21 protein-coding genes are annotated in these 23,461 nt (G+C 69.0%); 6 read left to right on the top strand and 15 right to left on the bottom strand.

The window, feature by feature from the left end:
* Positions 1 to 105: 105 nt before the first annotated feature.
* The 4 genes from ABZ855_RS26145 to ABZ855_RS26130 form a co-directional block, all read right to left on the bottom strand.
* Positions 106 to 1,308: a sugar ABC transporter permease gene (locus ABZ855_RS26145; protein ID WP_360810771.1), complete on the bottom strand. Its 1,203-nt coding sequence runs from the start codon at positions 1,306 to 1,308 to the stop codon at positions 106 to 108.
* A gap of 38 nt (positions 1,309 to 1,346) precedes the next feature.
* Positions 1,347 to 2,123, bottom strand: coding sequence for an ATP-binding cassette domain-containing protein (locus tag ABZ855_RS26140; protein ID WP_360810719.1), 777 nt, complete (start codon positions 2,121 to 2,123; stop codon positions 1,347 to 1,349).
* A 41-nt stretch (positions 2,124 to 2,164) separates the two neighbouring features.
* Positions 2,165 to 3,253: a substrate-binding domain-containing protein gene (locus ABZ855_RS26135; RefSeq protein ID WP_360810717.1), complete on the bottom strand. Its 1,089-nt coding sequence runs from the start codon at positions 3,251 to 3,253 to the stop codon at positions 2,165 to 2,167.
* Between the two features lie 191 nt (positions 3,254 to 3,444).
* A complete protein-coding gene (locus tag ABZ855_RS26130) occupies positions 3,445 to 4,677 on the bottom strand; it encodes a SpoIIE family protein phosphatase (protein WP_360810769.1) in 1,233 nt (410 codons plus the stop codon).
* Between the two features lie 152 nt (positions 4,678 to 4,829).
* Between ABZ855_RS26130 and ABZ855_RS26125 the strand changes: the two genes are divergently transcribed.
* A complete protein-coding gene (locus tag ABZ855_RS26125) occupies positions 4,830 to 5,534 on the top strand; it encodes an ABC transporter ATP-binding protein (protein WP_360810715.1) in 705 nt (234 codons plus the stop codon).
* Here the strand turns inward: ABZ855_RS26125 and ABZ855_RS26120 are convergent.
* The 4 genes from ABZ855_RS26120 to ABZ855_RS26105 form a co-directional block, all read right to left on the bottom strand.
* A complete protein-coding gene (locus tag ABZ855_RS26120; protein WP_360810713.1) occupies positions 5,531 to 6,499 on the bottom strand; it encodes an ABC transporter ATP-binding protein in 969 nt (322 codons plus the stop codon). The two genes, ABZ855_RS26125 and ABZ855_RS26120, sit on opposite strands and share 4 nt — an antisense overlap.
* Before the next feature lie 72 nt (positions 6,500 to 6,571).
* Complete coding sequence (locus tag ABZ855_RS26115; protein ID WP_360810711.1) at positions 6,572 to 9,355, bottom strand: FtsX-like permease family protein; 2,784 nt, start codon at positions 9,353 to 9,355, stop codon at positions 6,572 to 6,574.
* The gene (locus ABZ855_RS26110) at positions 9,352 to 12,558 is read right to left on the bottom strand and encodes an ABC transporter permease (protein ID WP_360810709.1); all 3,207 of its coding nucleotides are present in this window, start codon (positions 12,556 to 12,558) and stop codon (positions 9,352 to 9,354) included. The genes ABZ855_RS26115 and ABZ855_RS26110 overlap by 4 nt, the downstream gene beginning before the upstream one ends.
* Positions 12,559 to 12,833: 275 nt before the next feature.
* Positions 12,834 to 13,265 carry a hypothetical protein gene (locus ABZ855_RS26105; RefSeq protein WP_360810707.1) on the bottom strand — a complete coding sequence of 144 codons (432 nt, stop codon included), beginning with the start codon at positions 13,263 to 13,265 and terminating at the stop codon, positions 12,834 to 12,836.
* 75 nt (positions 13,266 to 13,340) lie between these two features.
* Here ABZ855_RS26105 and ABZ855_RS26100 point away from each other — a divergent pair, with 75 nt between their 5' ends.
* Positions 13,341 to 13,901 (top strand): SMI1/KNR4 family protein, encoded by a 561-nt coding sequence (locus tag ABZ855_RS26100; RefSeq protein WP_360810705.1) that lies wholly within the window; start codon positions 13,341 to 13,343, stop codon positions 13,899 to 13,901.
* 221 nt (positions 13,902 to 14,122) lie between these two features.
* Here ABZ855_RS26100 and ABZ855_RS26095 read toward each other — a convergent pair whose 3' ends face one another.
* The 4 genes from ABZ855_RS26095 to ABZ855_RS26080 all read right to left on the bottom strand — a co-directional run bounded on the left by ABZ855_RS26095 (position 14,123) and on the right by ABZ855_RS26080 (position 16,973).
* A complete protein-coding gene (locus ABZ855_RS26095; RefSeq protein WP_360810703.1) occupies positions 14,123 to 14,758 on the bottom strand; it encodes a DUF433 domain-containing protein in 636 nt (211 codons plus the stop codon).
* Between the two features lie 18 nt (positions 14,759 to 14,776).
* Positions 14,777 to 15,649 (bottom strand): hypothetical protein, encoded by an 873-nt coding sequence (locus tag ABZ855_RS26090; protein WP_360810701.1) that lies wholly within the window; start codon positions 15,647 to 15,649, stop codon positions 14,777 to 14,779.
* Positions 15,650 to 15,979: 330 nt separating this feature from the next.
* Positions 15,980 to 16,096 carry a DUF397 domain-containing protein gene (locus ABZ855_RS26085; protein ID WP_360810699.1) on the bottom strand — a complete coding sequence of 39 codons (117 nt, stop codon included), beginning with the start codon at positions 16,094 to 16,096 and terminating at the stop codon, positions 15,980 to 15,982.
* Positions 16,059 to 16,973, bottom strand: coding sequence for a helix-turn-helix transcriptional regulator (locus ABZ855_RS26080; RefSeq protein ID WP_360810697.1), 915 nt, complete (start codon positions 16,971 to 16,973; stop codon positions 16,059 to 16,061). The genes ABZ855_RS26085 and ABZ855_RS26080 overlap by 38 nt, the downstream gene beginning before the upstream one ends.
* Positions 16,974 to 17,147: 174 nt before the next feature.
* Between ABZ855_RS26080 and ABZ855_RS26075 the strand changes: the two genes are divergently transcribed.
* Positions 17,148 to 17,624, top strand: coding sequence for an ATP-binding protein (locus ABZ855_RS26075; RefSeq protein WP_360810695.1), 477 nt, complete (start codon positions 17,148 to 17,150; stop codon positions 17,622 to 17,624).
* 121 nt (positions 17,625 to 17,745) lie between these two features.
* On the opposite strand, the gene ABZ855_RS26070 is transcribed toward ABZ855_RS26075, so the two are convergent.
* Positions 17,746 to 18,768 (bottom strand): ribosome-inactivating family protein, encoded by a 1,023-nt coding sequence (locus tag ABZ855_RS26070; protein WP_360810693.1) that lies wholly within the window; start codon positions 18,766 to 18,768, stop codon positions 17,746 to 17,748.
* Positions 18,769 to 19,640: 872 nt separating this feature from the next.
* Between ABZ855_RS26070 and ABZ855_RS26065 the strand changes: the two genes are divergently transcribed.
* From ABZ855_RS26065 to ABZ855_RS26055, 3 genes are all read left to right on the top strand, one after another.
* Positions 19,641 to 19,973, top strand: coding sequence for a DUF1778 domain-containing protein (locus ABZ855_RS26065; protein ID WP_360810691.1), 333 nt, complete (start codon positions 19,641 to 19,643; stop codon positions 19,971 to 19,973).
* Complete coding sequence (locus ABZ855_RS26060; RefSeq protein WP_360810688.1) at positions 19,900 to 20,481, top strand: GNAT family N-acetyltransferase; 582 nt, start codon at positions 19,900 to 19,902, stop codon at positions 20,479 to 20,481. Before ABZ855_RS26065 ends, ABZ855_RS26060 begins: the two co-directional genes overlap by 74 nt.
* Before the next feature lie 566 nt (positions 20,482 to 21,047).
* Positions 21,048 to 22,319 (top strand): hypothetical protein, encoded by a 1,272-nt coding sequence (locus ABZ855_RS26055; protein WP_360810686.1) that lies wholly within the window; start codon positions 21,048 to 21,050, stop codon positions 22,317 to 22,319.
* Positions 22,320 to 22,479: 160 nt separating this feature from the next.
* On the opposite strand, the gene ABZ855_RS26050 is transcribed toward ABZ855_RS26055, so the two are convergent.
* On the bottom strand, positions 22,480 to 22,671 hold the full coding sequence (locus tag ABZ855_RS26050; RefSeq protein WP_360810684.1) for a hypothetical protein: 192 nt from the start codon (positions 22,669 to 22,671) through the stop codon (positions 22,480 to 22,482).
* A gap of 32 nt (positions 22,672 to 22,703) precedes the next feature.
* Entirely contained in the window at positions 22,704 to 23,405 is a 702-nt protein-coding gene (locus tag ABZ855_RS26045) for a transposase (protein WP_360810682.1), read from the bottom strand.
* Between the last annotated feature and the right edge of the window lie 56 nt (positions 23,406 to 23,461).

Genomic DNA, 23,461 nt, shown 5'->3' with positions numbered 1-23,461 from the left:
CGGAACCGTCCGGCCGCCTCCCGGGCCCCCGCCCATCGTTTCGGCACCGGTCCCCACGTGGGGAGGGACCGGTGCCGAACGGCGTTGCCCACGGCGTTGTGGCCCTCAGGGCCGCATGCGTGACGCGGCGGTGCTCCTTGCCAGCGAGTCGATGATCACCGCCGCGATCAGCACCCCGCCGGTGATCATGAACTGGACGGCGGTCTGCACGCCCAGTAGTGCCATGCCCGAGGCGATCGACTGGATGACGAGCACGCCCAGCAGCGCCGACCAGGTGGAGCCGCGGCCGCCGAACAGGCTGGTGCCGCCGATGACGGCGGCGGCGATGGCGTTGATCAGCACCGCGCCGCTGCCCGAGACCGGACTCGCCGAGGTGAACCGCGACGCGACGAACAGTCCCCCGGCCGCGGCCAGGGTCCCCGACACCATGAACACCGAGATCCGTACGCGCGTCACGTCCACGCCCGCCCGCCGGGCCGCCTCCACACCGCCGCCCAGGGCGAGAACCTGCCGGCCGTAGGGGGTGCGGCGCAGCAGCAGGTCCGAGGCGAGGATCACCGCGAGGAAGATCAGCAGCGCCAGCGGCAGCCCCTCGAAACGGTTCAGTACGGCGACGCTGGTGAACGCGACCGCCGCGAGCAGTGTCGTACGGGCCGAGATCTCGCTCACCGCCCGGCACGGCATCCCGGCGGCGGCGCGGCGCCCGCGTTCGCGCAGGGAGACGAGCAGGTACGCGGCCGTGCAGAGCGCCGCCAGGCCGTAGGTGAAACCGGGGGCGCTGTAGTAGCGGCTGGTGAGTGTGGCGACCAGCCCGTCCTCGCTGAAGTGGATGGTGTTGTCCGGGCCGAGCAGGAGCAGCATCAGACCGCTCCAGGCCAGCAGCCCGGCGAGGGTGACGACGAAGGCGGGCACCCGGAACCTGGCGAACAGGAACCCGTGGACGGCGCCGATGGCCGTACCGCAGATCACCGCGAGGAGCACGGCGAGCCATTCCGTGATGCCGACGTTCACGTTCAGCGCCGCGAACATGGCGCCCGCGAGGCCGGCGAGCGAGCCCACGGACAGGTCGATCTCACCGATCAGCAGCACGAAGACGATGCCGACGGCGACCATGCCGGTGCCGACGATGTCCACGCTGAGGACGGACAGGTTGCGCGGCGAGAGGAACCTGTCGTTGAGGCACTGGAAGACCACCCAGGTCGCGGCGAGGGCCAGCAGCACCGGCGCGGGCCCGAGCCCGCCCTCCCGCACCCTGCGACGCACGGCGCCGGCGCCCGCCGCGAGACGCGACTTCGCGGTCACGGTCACGTTCGTGCTCGCGTTCGCGTTCGCGTTCGTGTTCGTGTTCACGGCCACACCTCGTCGGGGGGCGGGCGGTGGGCGACGGCGTGGTCGGCCGCGCCGGTGATGGAGGAGATGATCTGCTCCTGCGAGGTGGTGTTCACGTTGAAGAGGCCGTTGTTGCGGCCCAGGCGCAGCACGGCGACCCGGTCGGCGACGGCCTTGATGTCGCTCATGTTGTGGCTGATGAGAAGCACCCCGAGCCCTTTGTCGCGCAGCTCCTCGATCAGGTCGAGGAGCTGGTTGGTCTGCTGGATGCCCAGGGAGGCGGTGGGCTCGTCGAGCAGCAGCAGCCGGGGCGAGGCGAGAAACGAACGGGTGATCGCCACGACCTGCCGCTGACCGCCGGAGAGCCCGGCGAGCGGCACCCGTACATCGGGAATCCGGATGGACAGGGTGTGCAGCAGCTCGCGGGTACGGCGCTCCATCTCCACCTCGTCGAGGACGCCGAACCGGTGGATCTCCCGGCCGAGGAAGAGATTGGCGACGACGTCGAGGTTCTCGCACATGGCGAGGTCCTGGTAGACGGTGGCGATCCCGAGGCCGCTGGCGTCCTGGGGCCGCTTGATCTGTACGGGGCTGCCCTGCCACTCGATGACCCCCTTGTCGGGGGGCCCGACCCCCGATATCACCTTGACCAGGGTGGACTTGCCCGCGGCGTTGTCACCGACCAGGGCGACCACCTCCCCGGCCCGGATCTCCAGCTCGATGTCCACCAGGGCCTGTACGGCGGCGAACCGCTTGGAGACACCGCGCAACGCCAGCAGGGGCTGACCGGGCACGGGTCACCTCCTTCCCGGGGGGAAACTGAACGTGTCAGATGTCAGATGAGGCCGGCCCGGTCGCAGGCGGGCCGTAGAGCCGGGGTGCAGATCTGGCCGACGGTGTACATGCCGTCCTTCACCAGCGTCTCCTCGATGTTGGAGACGGTCACGGAGACGGACGGCAGCAGGACCGCCGGGACGTTCTTCGTCGTCGGACTGTCGACACTGCCGGTGGCGATGGCCTCGACCTTCTCGCCGCGCCCGAGGGCGATCGCCATCTCCACGGTGGCGTCGGTCGCGCGCTTGTAGGGCTTGTACACGGTCATGTACTGCTCGCCCTTCACGATGCGCTGTACGGCCATGAGGTCGGCGTCCTGGCCGGTGATCGGCGGCAGCTTCGTGACCTTGGCCGCCTTGAAGGCGGAGACCACGGCGCCGGCCATGGTGTCGTTGGCGGACAGCACACCGTCGATGTTCTCGGCGCCCAGGGCGGAGATGGCGCCGGTCATGTTGACGTAGGCGTTCTCGGGCCGCCAGTTGACCGTGTCGTACGACTTGCCGATCCTCACCTTGCCCTTGAGGACGGAAAGGGCGCCTTCCTTGTACCAACCGGCGTTGGGGTCGGTGGTGGCGCCGTTCATCATGACGATCAGGCCCCCGTCGGCCTTCGGGCCCATGCCCTTCAACAGCCCCTTGCCCTGGAGCCGCCCGACCTCGTCCCCGTCGAAGGTGACGTACCCGGAGATCGGCCCCTCGGCGAGCCGGTCGTAGGCGACGACCGGGATACCGGCCCGGTGCGCGGACTCGACGGACGGACGCATCAGCTGGGGGTCGACGGCGGCGAGGATGATCACATCCACCCCCCGGGTGATCATCGCCTCGAACTGCTGCTGCTGAATCGTGGGATCGGACGTGGCGGCGACGGTCGCGGCCGGGCAGTCCGGGCACAGCGTCTCGACGTGCTGCTCGATCAGCGGCCGGTCGAACCGCCCGAACCGGGAGGCCCCGCCCCCCGGCATCAGCACCCCGACGCTGACACTGTCCCCTCCGCCTCCACCGCCCCCGCCACCACTCCCGCCCCCGCTTCCGCAGGCCCCGACAAGGACCAGCCCGGCGGTGACGGCGACGGCGAGGAACCCGCGTTTCATGGCTGGAAGACCTGTACAGAGACGACCCAGACGACTCATGGTCAGTTCCCTAGAACTGTCAGATATTCGCCAGAACTTAGTCAGAACCTAGCTGGAAGGTAAGAACTTCGTCCGAAATAGGCGCGTAATGGGATGGTAATGCCAAGCCCGGCCATGCCGCCGCTTCAGCCGCGCGACCCACGCGCCCCGGTTCACAGACGCAGGACGATCAGGGCCGTGTCGTCGGTGTTGCCGGTGGGCGGCAGGAGGTCGGCCAGGAGGGCGTCGGCCAGGGCCTCGGGCTCCGCGTCCCGGTGCCGGGCGAGGGAGTCGGCGAGGCGGGCCAGACCGGCGTCGATGTCCTCGTCGTGGCGTTCGATCAGGCCGTCCGTGTACAGCACCAGGACGGAGCCCTCGGTGAAGGCCGTACCGGCCTGAAGACGGGGGACGGGCTCGGGCCGGGCGGCGAGCGACGGGTCCGTGGCCCGGTCGAGGAAGGTGACCGTGCCGTCGGGGTGCACTAGGGCCGGCGGCGGATGGCCGGCGCAGCTGTAGGTGATGGTGTGGCTGTCCCAGCCGATGAAGGTCGTCACGACGCTGGTCGACTCGGCGCCCTCCACGGAACGGGCGTAGATGTCGAGGGCGTCCAGGGCCTGGGCGGGACCCTCCGCGAGGCGGGTGGCCCCGCTCAGCGCGCTGCGCAACTGCCCCATCGCGCAGGCGGCGGCCAGACCGTGGCCGACGACGTCACCGACGGCGACCGCGAGGCTCCCGCCGGGCAGCTCGACCAGGTCGTACCAGTCGCCGCACACGTTCAGCGCGCCGACGGCGGGCCGGTAGCGCACGGCCGCCCCGTGCGGCCCGGTCGGGCCCGGCGGGGGCAGCATCGCCGCCTGCAGGGCGAGGGCGACCTCGCGCTCCCGGGCATGCGCCGTACGCAGCCGCTCGTTGACCTCCTGCAGCTCGCGGGCCCGCGTGTACACCTCGGCCTCCAGCGCGCGGGCCCGGGTGTCGGCGCCGGGACCGCCGAACGCGCGGATGAGCTCGGTGACCTCCTCCACCCGGTGCGCGATCAGGGTGACCTTCCCGTCCTCGCCGAGGATCGGTGCGTTGACCGGGCTCCAGTAGTGCTCCTCCCAGCGGCCGGGCTGAGTGGCGTCCTCGATGTCGTAGCGGAGCAGCGCCATCGTGTCGCGTTCGCCGGTGGCCACCGTACGGAGCATCGACGCCTCGGTCTCGCGCATCGACCCGGCCGCGGCGGGGTCGGTGGGGTTCTCGGGGAAGACGTCGAAGATGTAGCGGCCCAGCAGTTGCTCGCGGGTACGCCCCGAGAGCCGCACGAAGTCGTCGTTCGCGTCGACGTACACCAGGTCAGGGGTGAGCAGGGCCACCATGCCGGGCAGGGCCCGAAAGACCGCCGCGTAGTCGATCTGCGGTTCCGTCATGACCTGCCTGTCCGCTGTCTCGTACCGTGCCGTGCGTGCTGTGCCGTGCATGCTGTGTCGTTCCACGATAGAAGCGAAAAGGATCCATGGCCTGGGCATTGCGTCCGTGGGATACTGGCGCGCTGCGAAATCGGCGAGCACACGGGGGTGCGATGAGCCAGGCGGTGACCGCGGCCATGCTGCGGGTGACGGACGTGCACAAGTCGTACGGCCGGGGGGCCAACGCCGTACACGCTCTGCGGGGCGTCTCCTTCGAGGTCCCCCGGGGAGAACTCGTCGCGCTCAAGGGACGCTCGGGCTCGGGCAAGACCACCCTCCTCAACATCGTCGGCGGCCTGGACGAGCCGGACAGCGGACAGGTCGCCGTCGACGGGCTGCACCTGGGCGACCAGGGGGAGGACGCCCTCCTCGCGCTGCGCCGGGAGCGCATCGGCTTCGTCTTCCAGTCGTTCGGGCTCATCCCCATCCTCACGGCCGCCGAGAACGTGGGCGTACCGCTGCGGCTGCGCAGGACCGACCCGCGTGAGCGGCAGGAGCGCGTCGAGCTGCTGCTGTCCCTCGTGGGGCTCGCGGACCACGCCGAGCAGCGCCCGGGCGAGCTGTCGGGCGGACAGCGCCAGCGCGTCGCCATCGCCCGCGCCCTGGCCAACAGCCCCTCGATCCTCATCGCCGACGAGCCGACCGGCCAGTTGGACGCGGAGACCGGGCACTCCGTGATGGAACTGCTGCGCGCGGTCGTCCACAGCGAGCGGATCACGGCACTCGTCGCCACCCATGACCGAACCCTTCTCGACCTCGCGGATCGTGTGCTGGAACTGAAGGACGGCGAGATCACCGACACCGACAGCGACACCTAGGGCCGGCCGTCGCTGGTTCGCGTCTCGTCCGGGCGTACGGCGATGTGGTCGGGCTCCAGTTCCAGGGCGACGCGGTCGCGCATCCCCAGGGCCCGGGTGTACTCGGCGGGGAGCTGGAGGCGGCCGGCCCGGTCGAGCATGGCGTACTCGCGGGCGACCAGGTTCTCCTGGCCGGTGGCGGAGTCGACCTCGCTGTGGCGCAGGACCTCCGTCGACGTACGCCCGTCCCGGATGGCGACGGTCCGCCGTACCTCACCGGCGACGGACTGGTCGTGGGTGACGATCACGATGGTGGTCCCCAGTTCCTCGTTGGCGGTGCGGAACGCGGCGAAGACCTGCTCGGCGGTGTGGGAGTCGAGTTCGCCGGTGGGCTCGTCGGCGAGCAGGACCGCGGGGTCGTTGGCGAGGGCCACCGCGAGGGCGACGCGCTGCTGCTGACCGCCGGACATCTCGTGCGGCCGGCGGTCACGGCACTCGGCGACGTCCAGCAGGCCGAGGAGTTCCATGGCGCGATCGGCCCTGGCCCGGCGCCCGCCTCCCGCGCGGGCCAACTGCAGGGGCAGTACGGCGTTCTGCGCGGCGGTGAGATAGGGCAGGAGGTTGCGGGAGGTCTGCTGCCAGACGAAGCCGACGGTCCCGCGCCGGTAGGCGAGGCGCTCCTTGGCGGACATGGTGACCAGGTCGTGCCCGGCGACCCGGGCCGCGCCCGCGGTGGGTCGGTCCAGTCCGGCCAGAATGTTCATGAGGGTGGACTTGCCGCTGCCGGAGGCGCCGACCAGCGCCATCAGCTCCCCCTTGCGGACGAGGAGGTCGAGGCCCTGCAGCGCCTGGACCTCCACACCGTCGGCGGAGAAGATCCGTACCACCCGGTCGCAGGTGATCAGGGCGTCATGACCGTAGGCGGCGGCGCCGCGCGCGGCGCGGGCCCGGTCGGTGAGTTCGTGGAAGGTCGGGCTGCCGGTCATCGGCTGCTCCTGGCGGTCGCGGGGTCTGTCTGGCGTGGTGTCCGGCTCACGGTCCAGTGGTCGTTCAGTCATCTAGTCGTCACCCATCCGCAGTTCGCGCACCGAGCCGCGTCGGCCGACCCACCAGGCCTGCCCGGCGGGCACACCGAGGGCCAGCACCAGCACGACGAGCGCCGGAACCGCCAGCGAGAGCGGATCGGTGCGCAGCGCGGCCTCCTCGAGGACACCCGGGGAGGCCAGCGCGATGGTCGTGAGGTCGATGCCGGGCGAGAGCAGGTGAACGCAGGCCCAGCCGGTCAGCAGCCCGCCCGCCGAGGCGAGGAACGCCTGCGGAAGGGCGGTGAGGATTAGCAGCCGGCGGCCCTGGGCCCGGCTCATCCCCAGGGTGCGCAACCGGGCGAGCAGTGCGCCGCGTTCGGGCGCGGTGCGCAGCACGGTCAGCAGGAGGGCGAGGACCGCGTATCCCGCGCCGGCGGCGACCGCGACTCCGTACAGACGTTCGGCGCCGGTCTGGAGTGGCGAGTCGACGTACCGAGCGCGTTCCTCGTCGCGCAGCAGTACGGCCGCAGCCCCCGCCCCCGCCCCCGCCTCTGTCCCTGCCTCTGCTGTCGTCGCCGAGCGCAGCGCGCGGCCGTTGAGGGAGTCGCCGGTCAGCAGCAGGGTCGTCGTACGGGCGGCGGCGCCGGGAAGGCCGGCCCGGTCAACGATCAGGAAGTCGTCGCCGACCACGGCCGGGGTACGGTCCACGACCAGCACGATCCGGACGGTCACGGCGGTGCCGTCCTGGAGCAGCACGGGGTACGGGCCCGTGCCGTACTCCTCGGCCACGCGGGGTGAGGCCAGCGCGGGCAGCGGCCGGTCGGCGCCGCCCGCCGCACCGGCGTCCTTCCGCTCCCGCCGGAGGGTCGCCGCGTCGAACGGCCCGAGTCCCGTGCGGTGCGAGAGGCGTGCGTAGGCGTCGGTGTCCACACCGGCCAGCGGTACCGACTGACTGCCCTGCCGTGGCTTCGCCTCGACGGTGACGCTCGCCTCCGCCATGTCCCGTACGCCGGGCAGCCGGCGTACGCGGTCGGGCAGCGCGCCCGGGAGCGCACCGGTCGCGCTCTCGATACGGCCGTCGGCGCCGACGTCGAGGAGCGCGGCCTGGTCCCGGGCCGCCGTGACCCCCGCCAGCACCGAACCGCCGAACGCGGCCGTGGTCAGGGCGCTGAGCAGGGCCAGCAGAGGCAGCACGGCGAAGCCGGGGGCGCGGGCCACCTGGGCCAGCGACAACGGAATCAGCAGGCCGCGCATACGAGTTGCCGCCCTGCTCAGCGCACGCAGCGGCAGCGGGTGCAGTCGTGCCAGCAGCAGAGCCGCGACCACGCCCGTCAGCAGCGGGGCGGCGGCCACCGGGCCGGAGCCGCCGGATCCCTGCCGCCGCAGTACGGCGACCAGCCCCGACGCGACGACCAGCACGGTCAGTTCGGCCACCGTACGGCGCCGCGAGGGCCGGGCCGAGGCGAGGTCCTCCCGGCCGTCGTGCATCCGTACCGTGCGGTGCGCCACCACGGCACGCAGGGGGAGCGCGACGCAGGCGAGGAGGGTGACGGCGAGGGCGGCGGCGACGGCGGGCGCGGTACGGGCGCCGGGCAGGGCGAGCAGGGCGGCGGTCAGGCCGAGGGCACCGGCCGGTACGGCCACCACCGCCGTCTCGGCCAGCAGCCGGAGGCCGAGGCCGGGCAGAGAGGCGCCGCGCGCCCGCAGCAGGGCCAGCTCCGCGCGCCGTCGATCGGCCGCCACACCGCCGGCCATGGCCAGGACGATCACGGCGAGGCTGCCGGTCCCGACGGCGGCGAGAAGAAGCAGCGGCTCGATCCCCGACCGCAGCCTGGCGTGGTCCGCGAGGATCTCGCCGAGGTTCGTCTGGGTCTCCAGCCGGGGGTCGACGACCTCGCGCAGGCGCTGCACCCCCGGGCCCGATGCGAAGGCGGTGACGGCGGACACCAGCCCGTCGAGATCGTGCCCGCGCAGGGTGGCGACATTGGGGGCCACCTGCCAGTACCGGTGCGGACCGCCGGTGGTGCCAAGGAGCACCGGCCCGGCGTCGGGGGCGAGAAGCAGGGCGCCGAGCCAGTAGACCTCCGTCAGCGCGCTGCCGGGGATACGGCTCAGCGCGGGGGTGCGCAGCACGGGCAACGTCGACCAGTAGGCCCCCGCCGGGCTGCGCGGTACGACGATCCCGGTGATCCGGACGGCGAGGGGGCCCCTCGACGGACGCGGCAGGTGGATCACCGAGCCCACCCGGATGTGAAGCGTGCGGGCGGTGTCCGCGGTGACGGCGGCCTCGACCCGCCCCATGTCTGCGGTCACCGGTTCGCCGCCCGTGGTGCGCGGCAACCGGCCCGCGCTGAGCCGGGCGTGGGAGGCCAGGTCCTGCTGGGCGGCGAGCAGCAGTTGGGCGGGCAGACCGGCGGGCTGGGGAAGCCAGGTCTCGGACGCCACCACACCGACGGTCGTGCGCACGCCGTACGCCGACTGCGCGCGGTCGGGAACCAGGGGCGCCCGGGGGGTGGCGAGGACCTTGGCGCGCGCCGCCGCCAGTGCACCGGGACGCATTGCCTCCTCCGTCTCCTCGACCGTGTCGGTCCAGGGCGGCGGGGCGTCCACCCGCACAGTCGTCCGATCGGGAGAGCCCTGCTCGACGGCCCGCCGCAGCCCCGCGTCGGCGTACCGGTCCCCGGCACGCGGGTAGGCGGCGGCGAGCGCGGCGGTCACAGCCACCAGCAGGGCGAGGGCTACGGAGGTCCCCGCGAAGGCCCGCAGCCGGGCCCACACGCCGGCCCGTGCGGGCGCCGGCACCGATTTGGCGGTCACTGGGCCACCTCGTCCCTGAGGGTCGTGACGGGTTTCGCCCGTCGGAGTGCGAGGGCCACGGTCACCAGGGCGGGGCCCGCCGCGAGGGCCGCCAGCAGGGCGGCGAGCCGCGTGAGCGGGAACTCGACCAGGACCGGTGGGAGCGGCCGGGTGGCCTGGCCGGTCAGGACGACGAGGGGGACCAGCGCGTACGTCAGCACCGCGCCCAGCGCCGTCCCGACCAGCAGCGCCAGCGCCACCAGTACGCCGTGCTCCACGGCGACCAGCCGGGCCAGCCGACGGCGCGGTGTCCCCAGGGCGCGCAGAACGGCGAACTCGCCGTCCCGGACCCGTATCGCACCCACCGCGCTCACCGCGAAGCCGAGCGAGGCGAACAGCACAGTCACCCCGGCCGCCGCGACCAGCGCAGCTTCCGGGGCCGCCCCGAACGGGTCGTCGCGCAGCTGCGCCGCCAACTCGTCGCGCACGACCACCTGTTCCGGTTCGACGTCGGGCAGGGCCCGCACAGCGGCCGCCGTGACCCCGGGCGCGTCCGTGCCCAGCCACCACTCGCTGGGCGTGAGGCCCCTCCCGTCGCGGTCCAGCAACACCTGGTCGACAGCCCGGAGATCGACCAGCAGGGCCCCACCCCCCGACGCGGTGGCATCCGTCTCCGTCGTGGGCAGGGCGCTCGCCGTACGGACGACGCGTACGGGCACGGAACGCCCGTCGAACGCCACCTCGACCCGCTCACCCTCGCGCGTACCGGACGCGTCGAGGAACTGCCGGGTGGCGACGGCGACGACCTCGGACGCCGCCGCCGGTGACGCCGCCGGCCGGGCGACCTCCAGCCGTACCTCCAGCGGCGCGGGGGACGCCGGGACGTCCGACGGCAGATACCCGGTGCCGTACGTGAAGGTGAGAGGGGTGGTCGACGTGACCCGGGGACGGGTCGGCCGGGCCTTGTCATCGGGCCCGAGGGAGACCGAGTCGGACTCGACAGCGGTCGTCCACCTCGCCGGCAGGGCCAACCGCCGGACGCCACCACCACCATCGCCTGCTGCCGCCGTGAGCGAGTCGAGGACCAGCCGGTGCCGGTCGGCGCGGCCGGTCGGCTGCGACATGCTCAGGGTGAGCCCGGACAGCGCCAACGGGCCCCGGGCGCCGTTCAGTTCGGGCGTCAGCGGGTGAGGCCGACCGTCGGCGGCGAGACGGCCGGACGGTATCTCGTACGAGGTCCCGTACCGGTCCCGCACCGTGAGCGTGACGTCCGCGCCCGGACCCGGCGTGGTGCTGTGCAGGGTGGCGGTCAGTGTGAGCCGACCCGTGCCCGCCGGTACGTCGATGCCCGCGGGCGCCTCGCGCGGGGCGAGCCCGGCGAGCAGCGGACCGTCCGTCAGATCGCGCCGCGCCAGCACCGCCCCGGCCGCCTCCGTCGTGTTCAGGGCCAGGACGGTCGCGGTGCGGCTCCCGGAGAGCGACACGGTGCCACGGACCGCCGGGGCGACCGAATCGACGTTCGGGAGGCCCGCGTAGACGTCCCCACGCCCCGGACCACCGCTCCCGGAAGTCAGCACCCTCACCTCGGCACCGGCCCGGAAGTCGGCCTGGTCGGCCTGCGAACGGTGCCAGGACGCGCTCTGCCCGAGGGCGATCACGCCCAGCGCCACGGAGATGACCAGCAGCAGCACCGGCCCCGCCCCGCGCATCGGCCGACGGCTGAACTGCCAGCCGACCATGGCTGCGGTCAGCCCGCGCCCACGCACCAGAAGCCGCTCGCCGACCCGCGCCAGCAGGGGCAGCAGCCGCAGTACCAGCACCGTCCCGGCGAGCAGCACCAGCGCGGGCGCCGCGACCAGCAGCGGATCGACGCCGAGGACCCCGTCACGGTCGGCGGTGACAGCCCCGGAGTCCTGACCGCCGAGCAGCCAGAGGGCGACACCGGCCACGGCGACGAGCCCGACATCCGCCCCGCCGCGCAACGAGGCGGACAGCGCGCCGGCCCGTACCGCCACGGTCCCCGCGAAGGACGCCCGCCACGCCGGAACGGCGACGGCCAGCGCACACAGCGCGGCCACACCCGCCGCGACCGCCCACACCTCGGGCCGCCCCCACACCGGCACGTCGACCCGCACCCCGGCCCGCCCCAGCGCCCCCTGCCCGACCAGCAACCGCGTCAACGGCCCGGACAGCAGCGGCGCCACCACCACGGCGGGTACGGAGACGAGCAGGGCCTCCAACGCGGCAAGTCCCGCCAGCCGGGCCCGAGTCGCACCACGCGCCCGCAGCAACCGCCCCTCGGCCGCCCGCTCGGAACTGAGCGACCGCGCGACGAGCAACAGAGCACAGGCGGCGAGCAGCCCGAGCTGTCCGGCGACGATGAGCATGCTGGAACGGGTGACGAGCAGGGAGCGCTCGACACGGTCCAACACCTCGACGAGCCCGGTGCGGGCCTCCGTCACACCCCCGAGCACGGGCCGCTTACGCAACTCCGCGCTCCCCGTCCGAACAGCCTCCCTGAGCGCGCTGATCCGCCCGGCCGTCATCGCCGAATAGTCGGCCGAGGCGACCCACCCCGACGCCCCGACACTCACCCGCCCCGACACGGGCACGCCGGGGGCGGTGAGCAGCGGACCGTACGTCGTGAAGCTGGACGCCTGCACGCCACGACCACCGAGATCGTCCAACTGCCAGTAGGCGGCCCGGACATCACGCGGCCGATACACACCGGTGACGAGCACGCGCACGGCAGGCCCGTGCAACTGATCGGTGAGGATGAGCCGTTCGCCGACCGAGACCCCGAGCTGCTCGGCGGCACTCTGCGGCAACGCGACCTCTACCTCCGGGTCGGTCGCCACCCCGCCGGGCAACCGCCCGCCAACAATCCTTACCTGCGTACGATCCAGGGCCGCGAAGAAGGTAAGACTGGGATTGCCATCCTGCTCTGCCCCCGGCCGCCGCAACGCGCCCGGCAGGGCATAGGGCCCGGACCGCAGCAGGGTGAGCACCCGCACAGGCAGCCCGTTGAAGATGACGCGAGCCCCGCCCCGAACGGCATCATCGGCCGCTTTCCGCTCGCCGTCCGGCACATCCCCCTTGACCACAAGAGAGGCCTCGGCAACGGTCCCCGGCTCAGCGAGCGCCCGCCGCAGCGCGGCATCGCCGATCGCACCCGAGTAGGCGGCGATCCCGGCCAACACGGTGGTGGTCAGCAACACGGTCACGAGGGCGGCCCCGAGAAGCGCGCGATAAACCCAGGCCCGCAACACAACAAACCGCAACACGCCCACCGAGGACGCGAAACCCCGTACCCCCACCGAAACCCCCCGATTCCAACCACACGAACCGAGACGCGATGGTCGGTCGACGTCGGGGCGTGCGGCAGGTGCAAGTGGGCATTGTAGGGCGGGGGTTGGCTGTTTTGTGATCGGTTGCCGCCGGTTTTTGGCGGGAAACTGTCGGGGGGTGCGGGGGTTGCGGGGGGTGACTCCCGGCCGGTCTACCTACGAGCGGGCCGCCGCTTGCGCGGCTGCAGCCAGTTGCACAGTGCCGCGAGGTTCTTCTTCTTGGACGCGACGCTTCCAGCGGTCTCGTGATAATCACGATGGAGGACCAACATGGGTGACCAGCGCCGGCGCCCACGCGGATCGGTCCAGCGGACAGCGGGGAAGTCGGTGATCGCCGTGATGCTGCTGCGGGGGATGGTCCGCGTTCGCAGGTAGCCGCGTACGGTCAGCCCCGCTTCTCCACAGGCAATGGAGAGCCGGTATCCCCGGACAGCGATGACCACCGAGAAGACCAGAACCAGGCCGGCCCACAGCCGAGGGACCACCGCGGTGGCCTGAGCCCCGTAGAGGACACTCGCGACGCCTGGGAGCACACCCAGGCAGCTGTTGGCTATGCGGCCCACTCTGGGTGGTGCCAGTTCCATGGCGGCCCCTCTCGCTACCGGGGAACCAGTGTACGAAGGCGCGCGCTGTCGGCGGCTGGGTGGTATCTGTGGCGCATGAACATCGATCAGGCCGACCCCGCCGAACTGACGGCACTGCGCGTGGCGTTCGACGTCGATGACGGAGGGGAGTCGGCCCTCGGATGGGAGGCAGTGCATGCCTTTGAGGCAGAGCACGGGATCGTGCTGCCCGAGCCGTATCGGACCTTTGTCGCCGAGATAACGGACGGTTCGTACGCGGGTCCGCCCGAGTACGGCCTGCTGTCAGTGTCGGAGTTGCCGGACGACTGGGGTGGCGAAGAGCAGGAACGCAACCTGAGCAGCCCGTTTCCGCTGGCGGAGGCGTGGATGTGGGAGGACGACCCAAACCCGGCCGAGGACGCGGATGCGCTCCTCGAGCAGGTCTACAACCATGGCTCGATCGTGCTCGGCACCGAGGGCTGCGCGATGAACTGGCACCTCATCGTCACCGGGCCGCACCGGGGCCACGTCTGGATGATCAGCGACGTCGGCGCTGTCCCCTTCGGCGCGCAGTTCGGCTTCACCGCCGCTGAGCCGGGTTTCGCCGGCTGGGTCCGCCATTGGGCCGAGAAGAAGCCTTGGTACGACACTGCGTGACGTGAGAGTGACGAAGCTGTCAGCCAGCTTCTCCGGCGTTGTGCTGTCCGGAGGCACGGCGTCGCTCGTGTTCGGCGTCGAGCCCCTCCAACTCGTCGAGCGCTGCCACATGCTCGTCCTCAGTCACGGGGCCGTGTTTTTTTTGCAACCAGTCGACAAGTTCCCGGAGCCGGTCCCGGATCGAGCTTGAAGCGCGCTCGAGATTACGGTCGAGGAAGAACTCAGGCGCCAAGACGCACCACTGCCCGGCACAACGCGTCGACCTGCTCGCGTGTCATGTCGAAGTCGTACGCGATGTCCTCGACACTCTCCCCGGCCTCCCACAGGTCGGTGATGGCGTTGACCGCGACGCGGTTGGCTGCCACGACTGGCAGCCCATGGCCGAACCGCAGATCGATCACGACGGGGACGGAGTCCGGATACTGCCTCAGTCGCAGGCTGGAAGGGAAGTCGTCGCCCGGCTCCCAGGTGAGGTAGCGGAGACAGTCGGAGACCATTTCCTGGATGGGGCCCTGGCCGTGGTGGCAGTGCTCGATGAAGATGCCCACACCCTCCCTGGCGATCCGCTGGGACACGAGGCCGTAAGGGGTGTCGAAGGCGTCCCGTACGGCGGCAGCCGCCTCCCTGATCTCGCTCATGCGGAGCCCCAGGGACCGCAGAGAACGAAGGACGTGCGCCTCGGCCACCGCGATGAACGGCACCGAAGGCTGCCCCTTGCGTGCCGACTCGACCTGGTGGACCAGTGGTGCTCCGGCGGCCGTGTTCTGCAGCCACGAAGTGAGAGTCGATTGCGGGATCTCAAGGTAGGAAGCCGTTTCCGCGGGCGTCAGAAACCCGTCCCGGAACCTGTCGACCATGCTCCACCTCCTCTTGGCTCAGCCGGCCGCACGGAGTTGTTGCCGGGCCCGGCAGTCTCGGCAGCGGCCGGGTTCCGTCGCGCGGAACGCCCTGTCGCAGCCGTCGCAGTTCTGCATGAGCGCGACCGCCGGACGTCCGGGGGACGCCGCGCTCCCGACGAGCGGCAACACGGACGGGGCGAGGGGAGTCTCCTTGAGCCGGTAGGCGAGGATCCCCGCCGGGCGGGTCAGGAAGGTGTCCGGGAGTCGTGCGGTGAGGTGGTCGGTGATGTGTGTGGGCCGGATGCCTGCCGCGAGCCACCGGCTGACGCCCGGGGCGAGACGGGCTGCTTCCTGCTCGGTCAGTGCGAGGCGGGCGTCGATCCGGCGCAGACCGGCGAGTACGGCAATGGCCTGCGGGTCGGCGTCGGCCACCGAAACCGGCGCTTCAGCCTCGGCGGAGTTGACCGGGGCCGGGGCGGGGGCTGGGACCTGAACGGGCACGGCCACCGTTTCCTCCGCCTGTGTCAGGGACGGGCGCGGGTCGCGATCGAGGCGATCGAGGCGTGGGACGTCGTAGAAGTACGTACGCGTACGAATCTGGCCGGTGGAGAGGCGTTCGCGGCGGCGTTCCAGGTATCCGGCGGCTTCGAGTTCCCTGAGTGCCCGGGAGATGAGGATCTCGCCCTCGTCGAAGTGCTTGCACAGGGCGGCGATGGTCACGGGGGCGCTGTCGGGCAGGGAGTGGATGTAGGCCGCGACGCCGACCGTGACGGCGCTGCCGCGTCGCTGGGCGAGGGCGTTGGAGATCACGGTGAAGTCGGCCGTGAGGCGGGTGCGTACGTGGATCACGCCGGAGGTGGGAGCTCCGGCGTCGGCGCGCAGGAGCGCGTTAGACTGCGGCTCAGCCATCGGGAAGGTTCTGCTTCCTGGTTGGTCAGGCCCTCGCCTCGGGACTGCAATCCCGGCGGGGGCCGTTTCTGTTTGCGGTTGTCGCGGCGAACGTAACCGCCCGCATCCCGCACCTGCAAGCCGGTCACTCGGACGGGTGACACGCGTGTGACACACGCCTCGCGGGCGAGGAGGGAGGGTGGGCGGGTAGTTTCCCTCCCCTCTTAGAAGCGGTTCTTTCTCCCGGTTCTTTAGGGGAGTCAGGAGCCCACCGGACCCCGACGGACCAGGACCCGGTGCCCCCGTACGCCGGAGGACGACCGGGACCCGGCAGCCCAGGCGGCGGTGGCCTCAGCCCTTCAACTCGCCTATGAAGGCAACCCAAGAGGCGACGCCGAAGCACAACACAGAACCCTGCGGGTCCTTACTGTCACGAACGGGAACGACGGCCGGCAACCCGTCGGCCACCTCGACGCAGTCGCCCCCCGCTTGATTGCTGTAGCTGCTCCTGCGCCAGGCGACGCCGTTCGGATCGGGACGGGAGATTCGCGCCACGGTAGTTGCCCTCCATCGCGGACCGGATCATGTCGAGCGACATGGCCGGGGGCAGGGCTGCCGCCCGCAGCCGATCGTAAATCACCTTGTAGCGACTGACATCGGCTGGTTCCTCGATGAGTTGGCCGTAGTCCGAACCCTCCGTGTAGGCCACTTCCGAACCGTCCGGCATGGTCAGAATCGTCAGCGAACCGCCCATCGCCTCGTGCCCTCCCTGGTCGAACGGAAGTACCTGCACGGCGATATGACGCTCCGCTGCGTTCTCGAGCAGACTCGCCAACTGCGTCCGCATCACGGCCCGGCCGCCGACCGGCCGCCTCAGCACCGCCTCGTCCAGGATCACCCACAACTCCGGTCGATCCGGCGAACTCAGTCGCTCTTGCCGCCCCATGCGGGCTGCGACGCGCTCCTCCAACTGCTCTTCGCCGTCCAACAGAGCGTCCAGGCTGAGAACGGCCCGCGCGTAGTCCTCGGTCTGCAGCAGCCCCGGCACCACATGAGCCGCGTATTGCCGGATGGCCACCGCCTGCGCCGAGTACTCCATGAACTTCCGGGACCAGTTGGGAAACGCCTCCCGGTACACGTACGGCCACAGGTCGATCAACAGATCGTCCGCGCCGAGGACGATGTCCAGCGCACGGGCCAGCGCGAACGTCGGTTTCGCCCCGGACGCCCGCTCGATCTGAGTGATCCGCGTGCCCACCACGTGCACCTTGGCCCCGAGTTCGGGCTGGGTCAGTCCGGCCGCCGTACGGAGCCTGCGGACCCGCGAGCCGAACAGCGCCGCCATGGACACGCTGGGGTCAATTCCGTTGGCCAAAGCGTCACTTCCGTTCCTTACGGGGTGAAAAGTAAGGCTGTGTCACCTGTCGAGCGTAGGGCGACCGGACGACTCTTGAGAACGGAACGTGACCCATCGCCTACGTAGCGAAATGGCCACCTCGACAGACAAGGACGGACCGGCGTGCTGCCAGGAACCACAACAACCGCGGATGACGAGTGGCGCGAATCGCCCGAACTCCCGTCACTCACCGAGCAGTTCGCCTCCTCACCGCGAGGTGCGCAACTCGCCCGCCGTCTCACCGTCCAGCGCATGGAGGGATGGGGCCACCCGCCGACGTCGGACGCGTCATGCACGGTCGCCCTCGTCGTCGGCGAACTGACCGCGAACGCCGTACAGCACGGCAGAGCCCCGGGCCGCGACTTCGTCCTCCGCCTCACGCTCGACGCGGGGGCGGGCCTGATCCGCATCGAGGTCACGGACGCCGCCTCCACGAAACGGCCACCCATGACCGCGCCCTCGTCCTACCCGGAGGGCGAGTCTGGCCGAGGCCTGCTCCTGGTGGACGCTTTGGCCGTGCGCTGGGGATGGGTGCCTCGTCGGCCGGTGGGCAAGACGGTCTGGGCGGTAGTACCGATCACGACCTCATCGATGGAATGAGCGCCACGGCGTGCCGAGAAAATGCCTCTGCAGACCGAGCGGCCGTCGGCGGAACGCAGGTCCGTCGGCGGCCATCGCCTGTCCTGTGCGGGCGTGCGGGCGTGCGGGCGGCTGCCGCGGGTCAGCGGCCCTTCGCCGCGTTCAGGACGTACGTCGCGTACAGGTACGCGGCTTCCAGGATGAGCCTCGTGGGGTCGCCGAAGATGTCCTGCCGATATCCCACCAGCGGCTGGGGGTCCCGGGTCACCCGTCCCTGGACCTCGTCTTGTTGGACAAGGCGGTTGAAGTGAGAGCTCAGGCTGCCCCAGTCGTTCTGCATCTCGGCGTACTCACGGGGGATGTAGAAGGTGCCGTCGGAGCCCATGACGGTGGCGATCTGGTCCCGCATGGGCCGGAGGCGTACCGCCTCGGAGACGAACTGGGCCATCACCAGGACGCCCCACGCCATCTGCTCGTCGCCGTGTCCGTTGTACAGGTTCCAGACCGCCGAGTTGATGGTGCCCCGGCCTATCCCCAGTCCCGCGCGCGGTCGCCCGGTGATCCGCTCGACATCGACGTAGTTCTCGCCGAACTTCGTCTGCTCCTGCACCTTGGACTTGCGCCACTCGCCGCCGTTCCAGCGGGCGGACTCCGCCTCGTAGGGCTTGCCTTTCTTGTTGGTCTTGGTCGCCTCGGTGTCGCGGGTACCGAGGTAGTGGTAGGTGTTGAACTTGTCCCACCAGCCGATGAGATACAGGTCCGAGCGGCGCAGGTTCAGGCGGACGTAGACGTCACTGCCCCACGCCTGGACGTCCACGCGGATGTACGCGTTCGTCGACTTGGGGTCGACCGAACTGGGCGTGTGGTCGACCCGGTAGCCCTGGGCGTTGCGCACGCTGGTGCTGCCTCCGTCGTTGACCCGGCCGCGGATCGAGTCGATGAAGCGCCTGTATGCCGACGTCCCGTCGGTTCCGATCCGGAAGGTCGGATTGCCGTCGGCCGCGCTCGCGCTCTGCAGGACGCCCAGCGGACCGAGCAGGGTGGTGAAGATCGACAGCACTATGGTGGTGACGACCGAGCCGACGGTGACCTTGCGGGCCCGTACGGCCGTCGGCTGCTTGTCCGCTTCCCGCTCGGGGAGCGTCATGAGATTCGTGTGGGACATGCGCTGATCTCCAGATGTTCGGAGCGCCGGATCCGGCCTCGCTGCGAGATACGCTCGCAACCGGCACGTTGATTGGCACGCCTCTTCCATCAGGACAATCAATTCCGCGGGACGGGGCGGGTTGTCCGACGACGCGTTCCGTCGGCCCTGCCAACGGGGCGGTTCCGCCCCAGACGCGGTTGAGGATGCGCGACGCGAGGTGGACACCGCCTTGCGTGAGGCAGAACCCCCACTCCCGGGAAGCCGCCCGGGAGCCGGATCCCGAAGATCACACCCAGTTGGCTCCCAAAACAGGGCCACAAAGCAAATCAGGCCCGGCGCTGATTTCTCAGCACCGGGCCTGACCTGGCGTTTCACTGTCGGGGTGGCGGGATTTGAACCCACGACCTCTTTGTCCCGAACGCGATCAGAGCCTTTGTGACCTTGGCTTTGGACTGTTGACGTGCTCTCTCGGCTCCAGGACTGTCCGCTAGCGTCCGATGCGGTCTCGGTGGGGCCGCTTCATTTGGCCCCCCGTTTGGCCCCCTGGTCGGCGTAGCTGTCCTCAGCTCGTGTGTCCTGTGACCAGGGAAGTCGCTCGGCGCGAGGGCTTCGAACCCGTGGCGCTCTCAACGCCCTCTGTCGTCTGCCGGACGAGTGGTCGCCTTGACAATACCCGGCAGGTGTACGGACACTGTACGTACACCACTGCAGGGTGGCTCTCCACTTTGGCCGGAGCGGAGAGCCACCCTGACTGGACCCACCACCCAGGGTGGCTCTTTCTACCTTGCCTGGAGCAGAGAGCCGCCTCTAGTGATGAGCCCCGCCTGTCCGAGGAAGTGAGGAGTCACCGACCTCCCTTCAGCGGGGCTCGCCAGATGGAGACCCTTCCAATGAGCGAGACACAGGAACGAAAGACCAAGGAACGGACCAGTCGCCGCAAAGAAAGCAACCGTACTAGCACAACCCGTCTTGAGATCCGCATTCCAGAAGAAGACAAGAAGTTGATCGAGCGGGCCGCGCAGAGTAGCCACGTAACGACTACGGGTTTTGTCTTGCAAGCCGTAAGGCAGGCAGCGCAAGACCAGTTGCGTCGCGAGCAAGTGACGGTCGTGCCGCCGGATTTCTACGAAGCAATGGTTGCGTCGTTGAATGAACCGGATGAAGCAACCGCGGCTTTGTCTAAGGCGGCAGCCCGGGCTCGGGAGATCATCAGGAAGGCATAGGGCCGAGTTCGTGTACGAATCGGAATCGCTCAGCGAGCAGCATGTCCTGGAGTCGTTCGACTGTGGGAAAGTTGCGCTGAACGACTGGCTGATGAACTCAGCGAGACACTGTCAGAGCAACCGAACGGCTAGCACGTTCGTGTGGCGTGCCCCGAGTGACCCTCATGTGGTCGCCTACTACTCGTTGGCGGGGCATGTGGTGGAGAAGCAAGCACTACCACCGAAGCTGGGCCGGGGATCCCCGGAACAGATGCCGGCTGTGTTGTTGGCTCGACTGGCGATCGACAAGACGCTGCAAGGCCAAGGCCTAGGTGGCGTACTCCTTGCCGACGCCATGGGGCAAGTCGTCGCTGCGGTTCAACGCGTGGCAGCTCGATTCGTTATTGTCGATGCCCTCGATGAGGAAGCTGCCGCGTTCTATGACCGGTACGGCTTCAAGCGCATTCCGGGGCACATGCGGATGTACAGAAAGATCAGCGATATTGAGCGCAGTTTGTCGCTTGACTAGCGGCTTTCAGTACGTAGGGGCGCCGACCGCAAGGTCGGCGCCCCTACGTTGCGGTATGGCCGAAGACATTGGGTGAGCGCCTACCGGACCACCGCGGTCCTCCATGCAGTGGACAGCAGTACGCGGTCGAATTGGGCTCAGCGGCCAAGTCGCCAAGGCGCCTCACAATCGAGGAGCCCGGCCGTCTGCTGTGCCGTCATGATTGACGAGGGGGAGAGCCGCACTTTACCCCGGGACCGCTTGCTCCCGAACGCGATCTACGCCCCTCATAACGTTGCCATGCGTATCTTGACCCCGTTGTTCCCCCTCCGGGGGTGTCCACCACCGTCCAGGAGGGTCCAACGGAGGTTGCTTCGTTTGGCCCCCCAACGGGTCGTTGGCTGGACAGCGTCTGGGGCTGGCGCGCAGCAGCCCGTAGTGCAGTGGTACTGCGAGAACCTGAGTCACTACGTCGGCAGAGCGCGAGGCGGCGGTTGTCCGGGGCGGAGCCGCGATCTGTCCTGGAACCTCGTTGAATGGTCGACAGTTCGCGAGACAATCAGTTACTCACAAAGATAGAATGAAGCATGTCTTATGATGCGCGCGTATTTACCGTACTGGTCGCCTCTCCCGGTGATGTGAAGGATGAGCGTGAGATTATCACCAAGGTAATTCATGAATGGAATAGCATTAATTCCAGAGAGCGGAGTGTTGTCTTTTTGCCGCTCCGATGGGAAACGCATTCCCATCCCGAGATGGGAGCAGAGGCGCAAGCGATTATTAATCGCCAGATCGTCGATGACTGCGATATGGCCGTAGGTGTTTTTTGGACGCGGCTAGGGACGCCGACTGCAAATGCGGAGAGCGGTACTGCCGAGGAGATCTCCCGCGTCGGCGCTGCGGGCAAGCCGGTCATGCTCTACTTCTCGAAGGCTCCAACTTCTCCTGACAGTCTTGATTTGGAAGAAATCGCAAAGCTTAGGGAGTTTCGATCTAGGCAGTATCCTCAAGGGCTTGTTGAGCACTATGATTCTGTTTTGGAGTTTCGCGAAAAGTTCGCGCGTCAACTCTCGTCTAAGATTCTTGAAATTACGGCTACTGATGCTAAACGGCAATCGGCCGAGGCGGAAACTTCTGGTGTTACCCGCCCAGGGGAAGAGCTGTTGAACCTCGTGCTTATCAAGCAACCTGCAAAGAAGGTGATCGATGAGATTATCGAGCTAACCAAATTTGTTTGCGCCGACGAAGGTGACATTCCGGACTACGTGCCCTCTGACGGAAATGATAACTCTGATCTTCCCGCCACTCTTGCTGGTGTTCCTTCTCCCCCTCCGGTGCAGTTCGTGACATTCGGTAGGCAGGCAAATAGCGACTACTATAGGCGTCTCGTCAAATTTGTTGAGCGCTTTTCGGCGCAGCTGCAGTTTAGCTTCGGCCTGGAGGCTGAGCAGCGAGCCGTGCGTGACGTGCATGTCCAGATGCGCATTTTAGTAAGCAGTGGGACTCTGATCTTTAGTAACACCTCACTGGCCACTAGGCCGTCCCAATGGACGGATATGGCTACCTCTAACGGGTTCTCGCAGGTGATAGGCGGTCAGGCTCATCAAATCTCCAAGGTAGGTGGATCCGACGAGTGGACTACAGAGTTTGAGATTCCGGTCGTTCAGGTAGGGCGTCAGGTTCTATCTGATCCGCTTTTCATGCATACGACAGCAGAGGCTTCGCTTCGCTTCGAGGCAACCATTTATTCCAGTGAAGCGAAGCCGTTCTCGGTAGAGCGGGAGTTGCACGTTGTCGTGAAAGAACGTAAATTGCCGTACAAGGATATTTTGAAGATGGTGAAGGTTGATCTTCCGTAGTCTCTCGCTGTTTAATCTCCTACCGGCACGCGGAGCTGGGGGTGGTGGCAAAGTGAAGTGCGCCATGCGGAGGATAGTTCAATGTAGTAATGGTGGGTGCAACGCTTCTGCTTTGCACCCACCATTACTGTAGGTATATCGCGGTGCGAAGATAGATCACTTACCGAGGCATAGAACCGGGCTTCTGCTCGGTGAGCGAGTTAAGTCGTGCGAGGTAGCCCTTTGCCGCCGGTTCGGAGCTGTACCGGCGTCGTATCTCGGCAGCGAGTTCGCGGCTGGTCATGATGAGCGACGGCACCGACTGCCGGTCACCTTCCAGGGCCCGCTCACCCATGAGAGGTGCCTGTTCCAAGTCGCCTTCACACGCCGCCGTTACGCGGGTCTTCAAAGTTGAGCGGTGCGGAGGTGTCCGCGGGCTCGTCGGGTGGTGACGCAACGTGTGCGTAGCCGTTGGTTCGTGGCGTTGCGGAACCCGAAGGCAGCGCGGGCGACGAGCTTGATCACGCCGTTGATGCCGTGGCTTTTGGCGTTGCTGTGTCCGGTGTCGATGAACGCGGCGATCTCGTTCCACCAGCGGTCCACGGTGGTGGCGAGGGTATGCACTTGCGGGATGTCGGCGTCCGCGCACCAGGTGAGGAACTTGTAGCGGGCCTGGCCGATGCGGTGGCGGTCGGCGCCGGTGCGGGCCAGCGCGAGGAGAGTGCGCAGGGACTCCTTGACGATCCAGGCGGTCAGCAGGGTCTGTCCGATCTTCCCTTCGTCCAGCAGCGGGTTCCACATCTTCGCCAACTGCTCGTCGGTGAGGTCCTCGCGGTTGCGGAGGAGTCGTCGGCGAGCCTTCCATTCCGGGTCGGTGGCGCGTCCGCGTCGTCCCCTGATTTCGGCGGTGGTGCGGCGCCGCACCAGGGACAGCATCGCGTGGGGCAGGCCGGTGCGCAGGGCGGCGCAGTAGGTGGCCGACATGTCGATGGCGACGTGCCGGATGTTCTTGCGCCAGGTCAGGGGCTTGGTAGCGAGCCAGGCCAGCACGTCGGCGACAGTGCGGCCCTCGACCTGGCCGAGCAAGCCACCCCGCAGTCTGACCATGCCGCGATGATGTGCGACTCCTGTGGCTCACGCGATCGCCGCGTGGGGCACAGGAG

Origin of the sequence: Streptomyces sp. NPDC047042 (assembly GCF_040644035.1) — a bacterium.
Lineage (GTDB): Bacteria > Actinomycetota > Actinomycetes > Streptomycetales > Streptomycetaceae > Streptomyces.
Note: the sequence above shows the minus strand (reverse complement) of the source record. Positions and strands in the feature narration are given on the sequence as shown.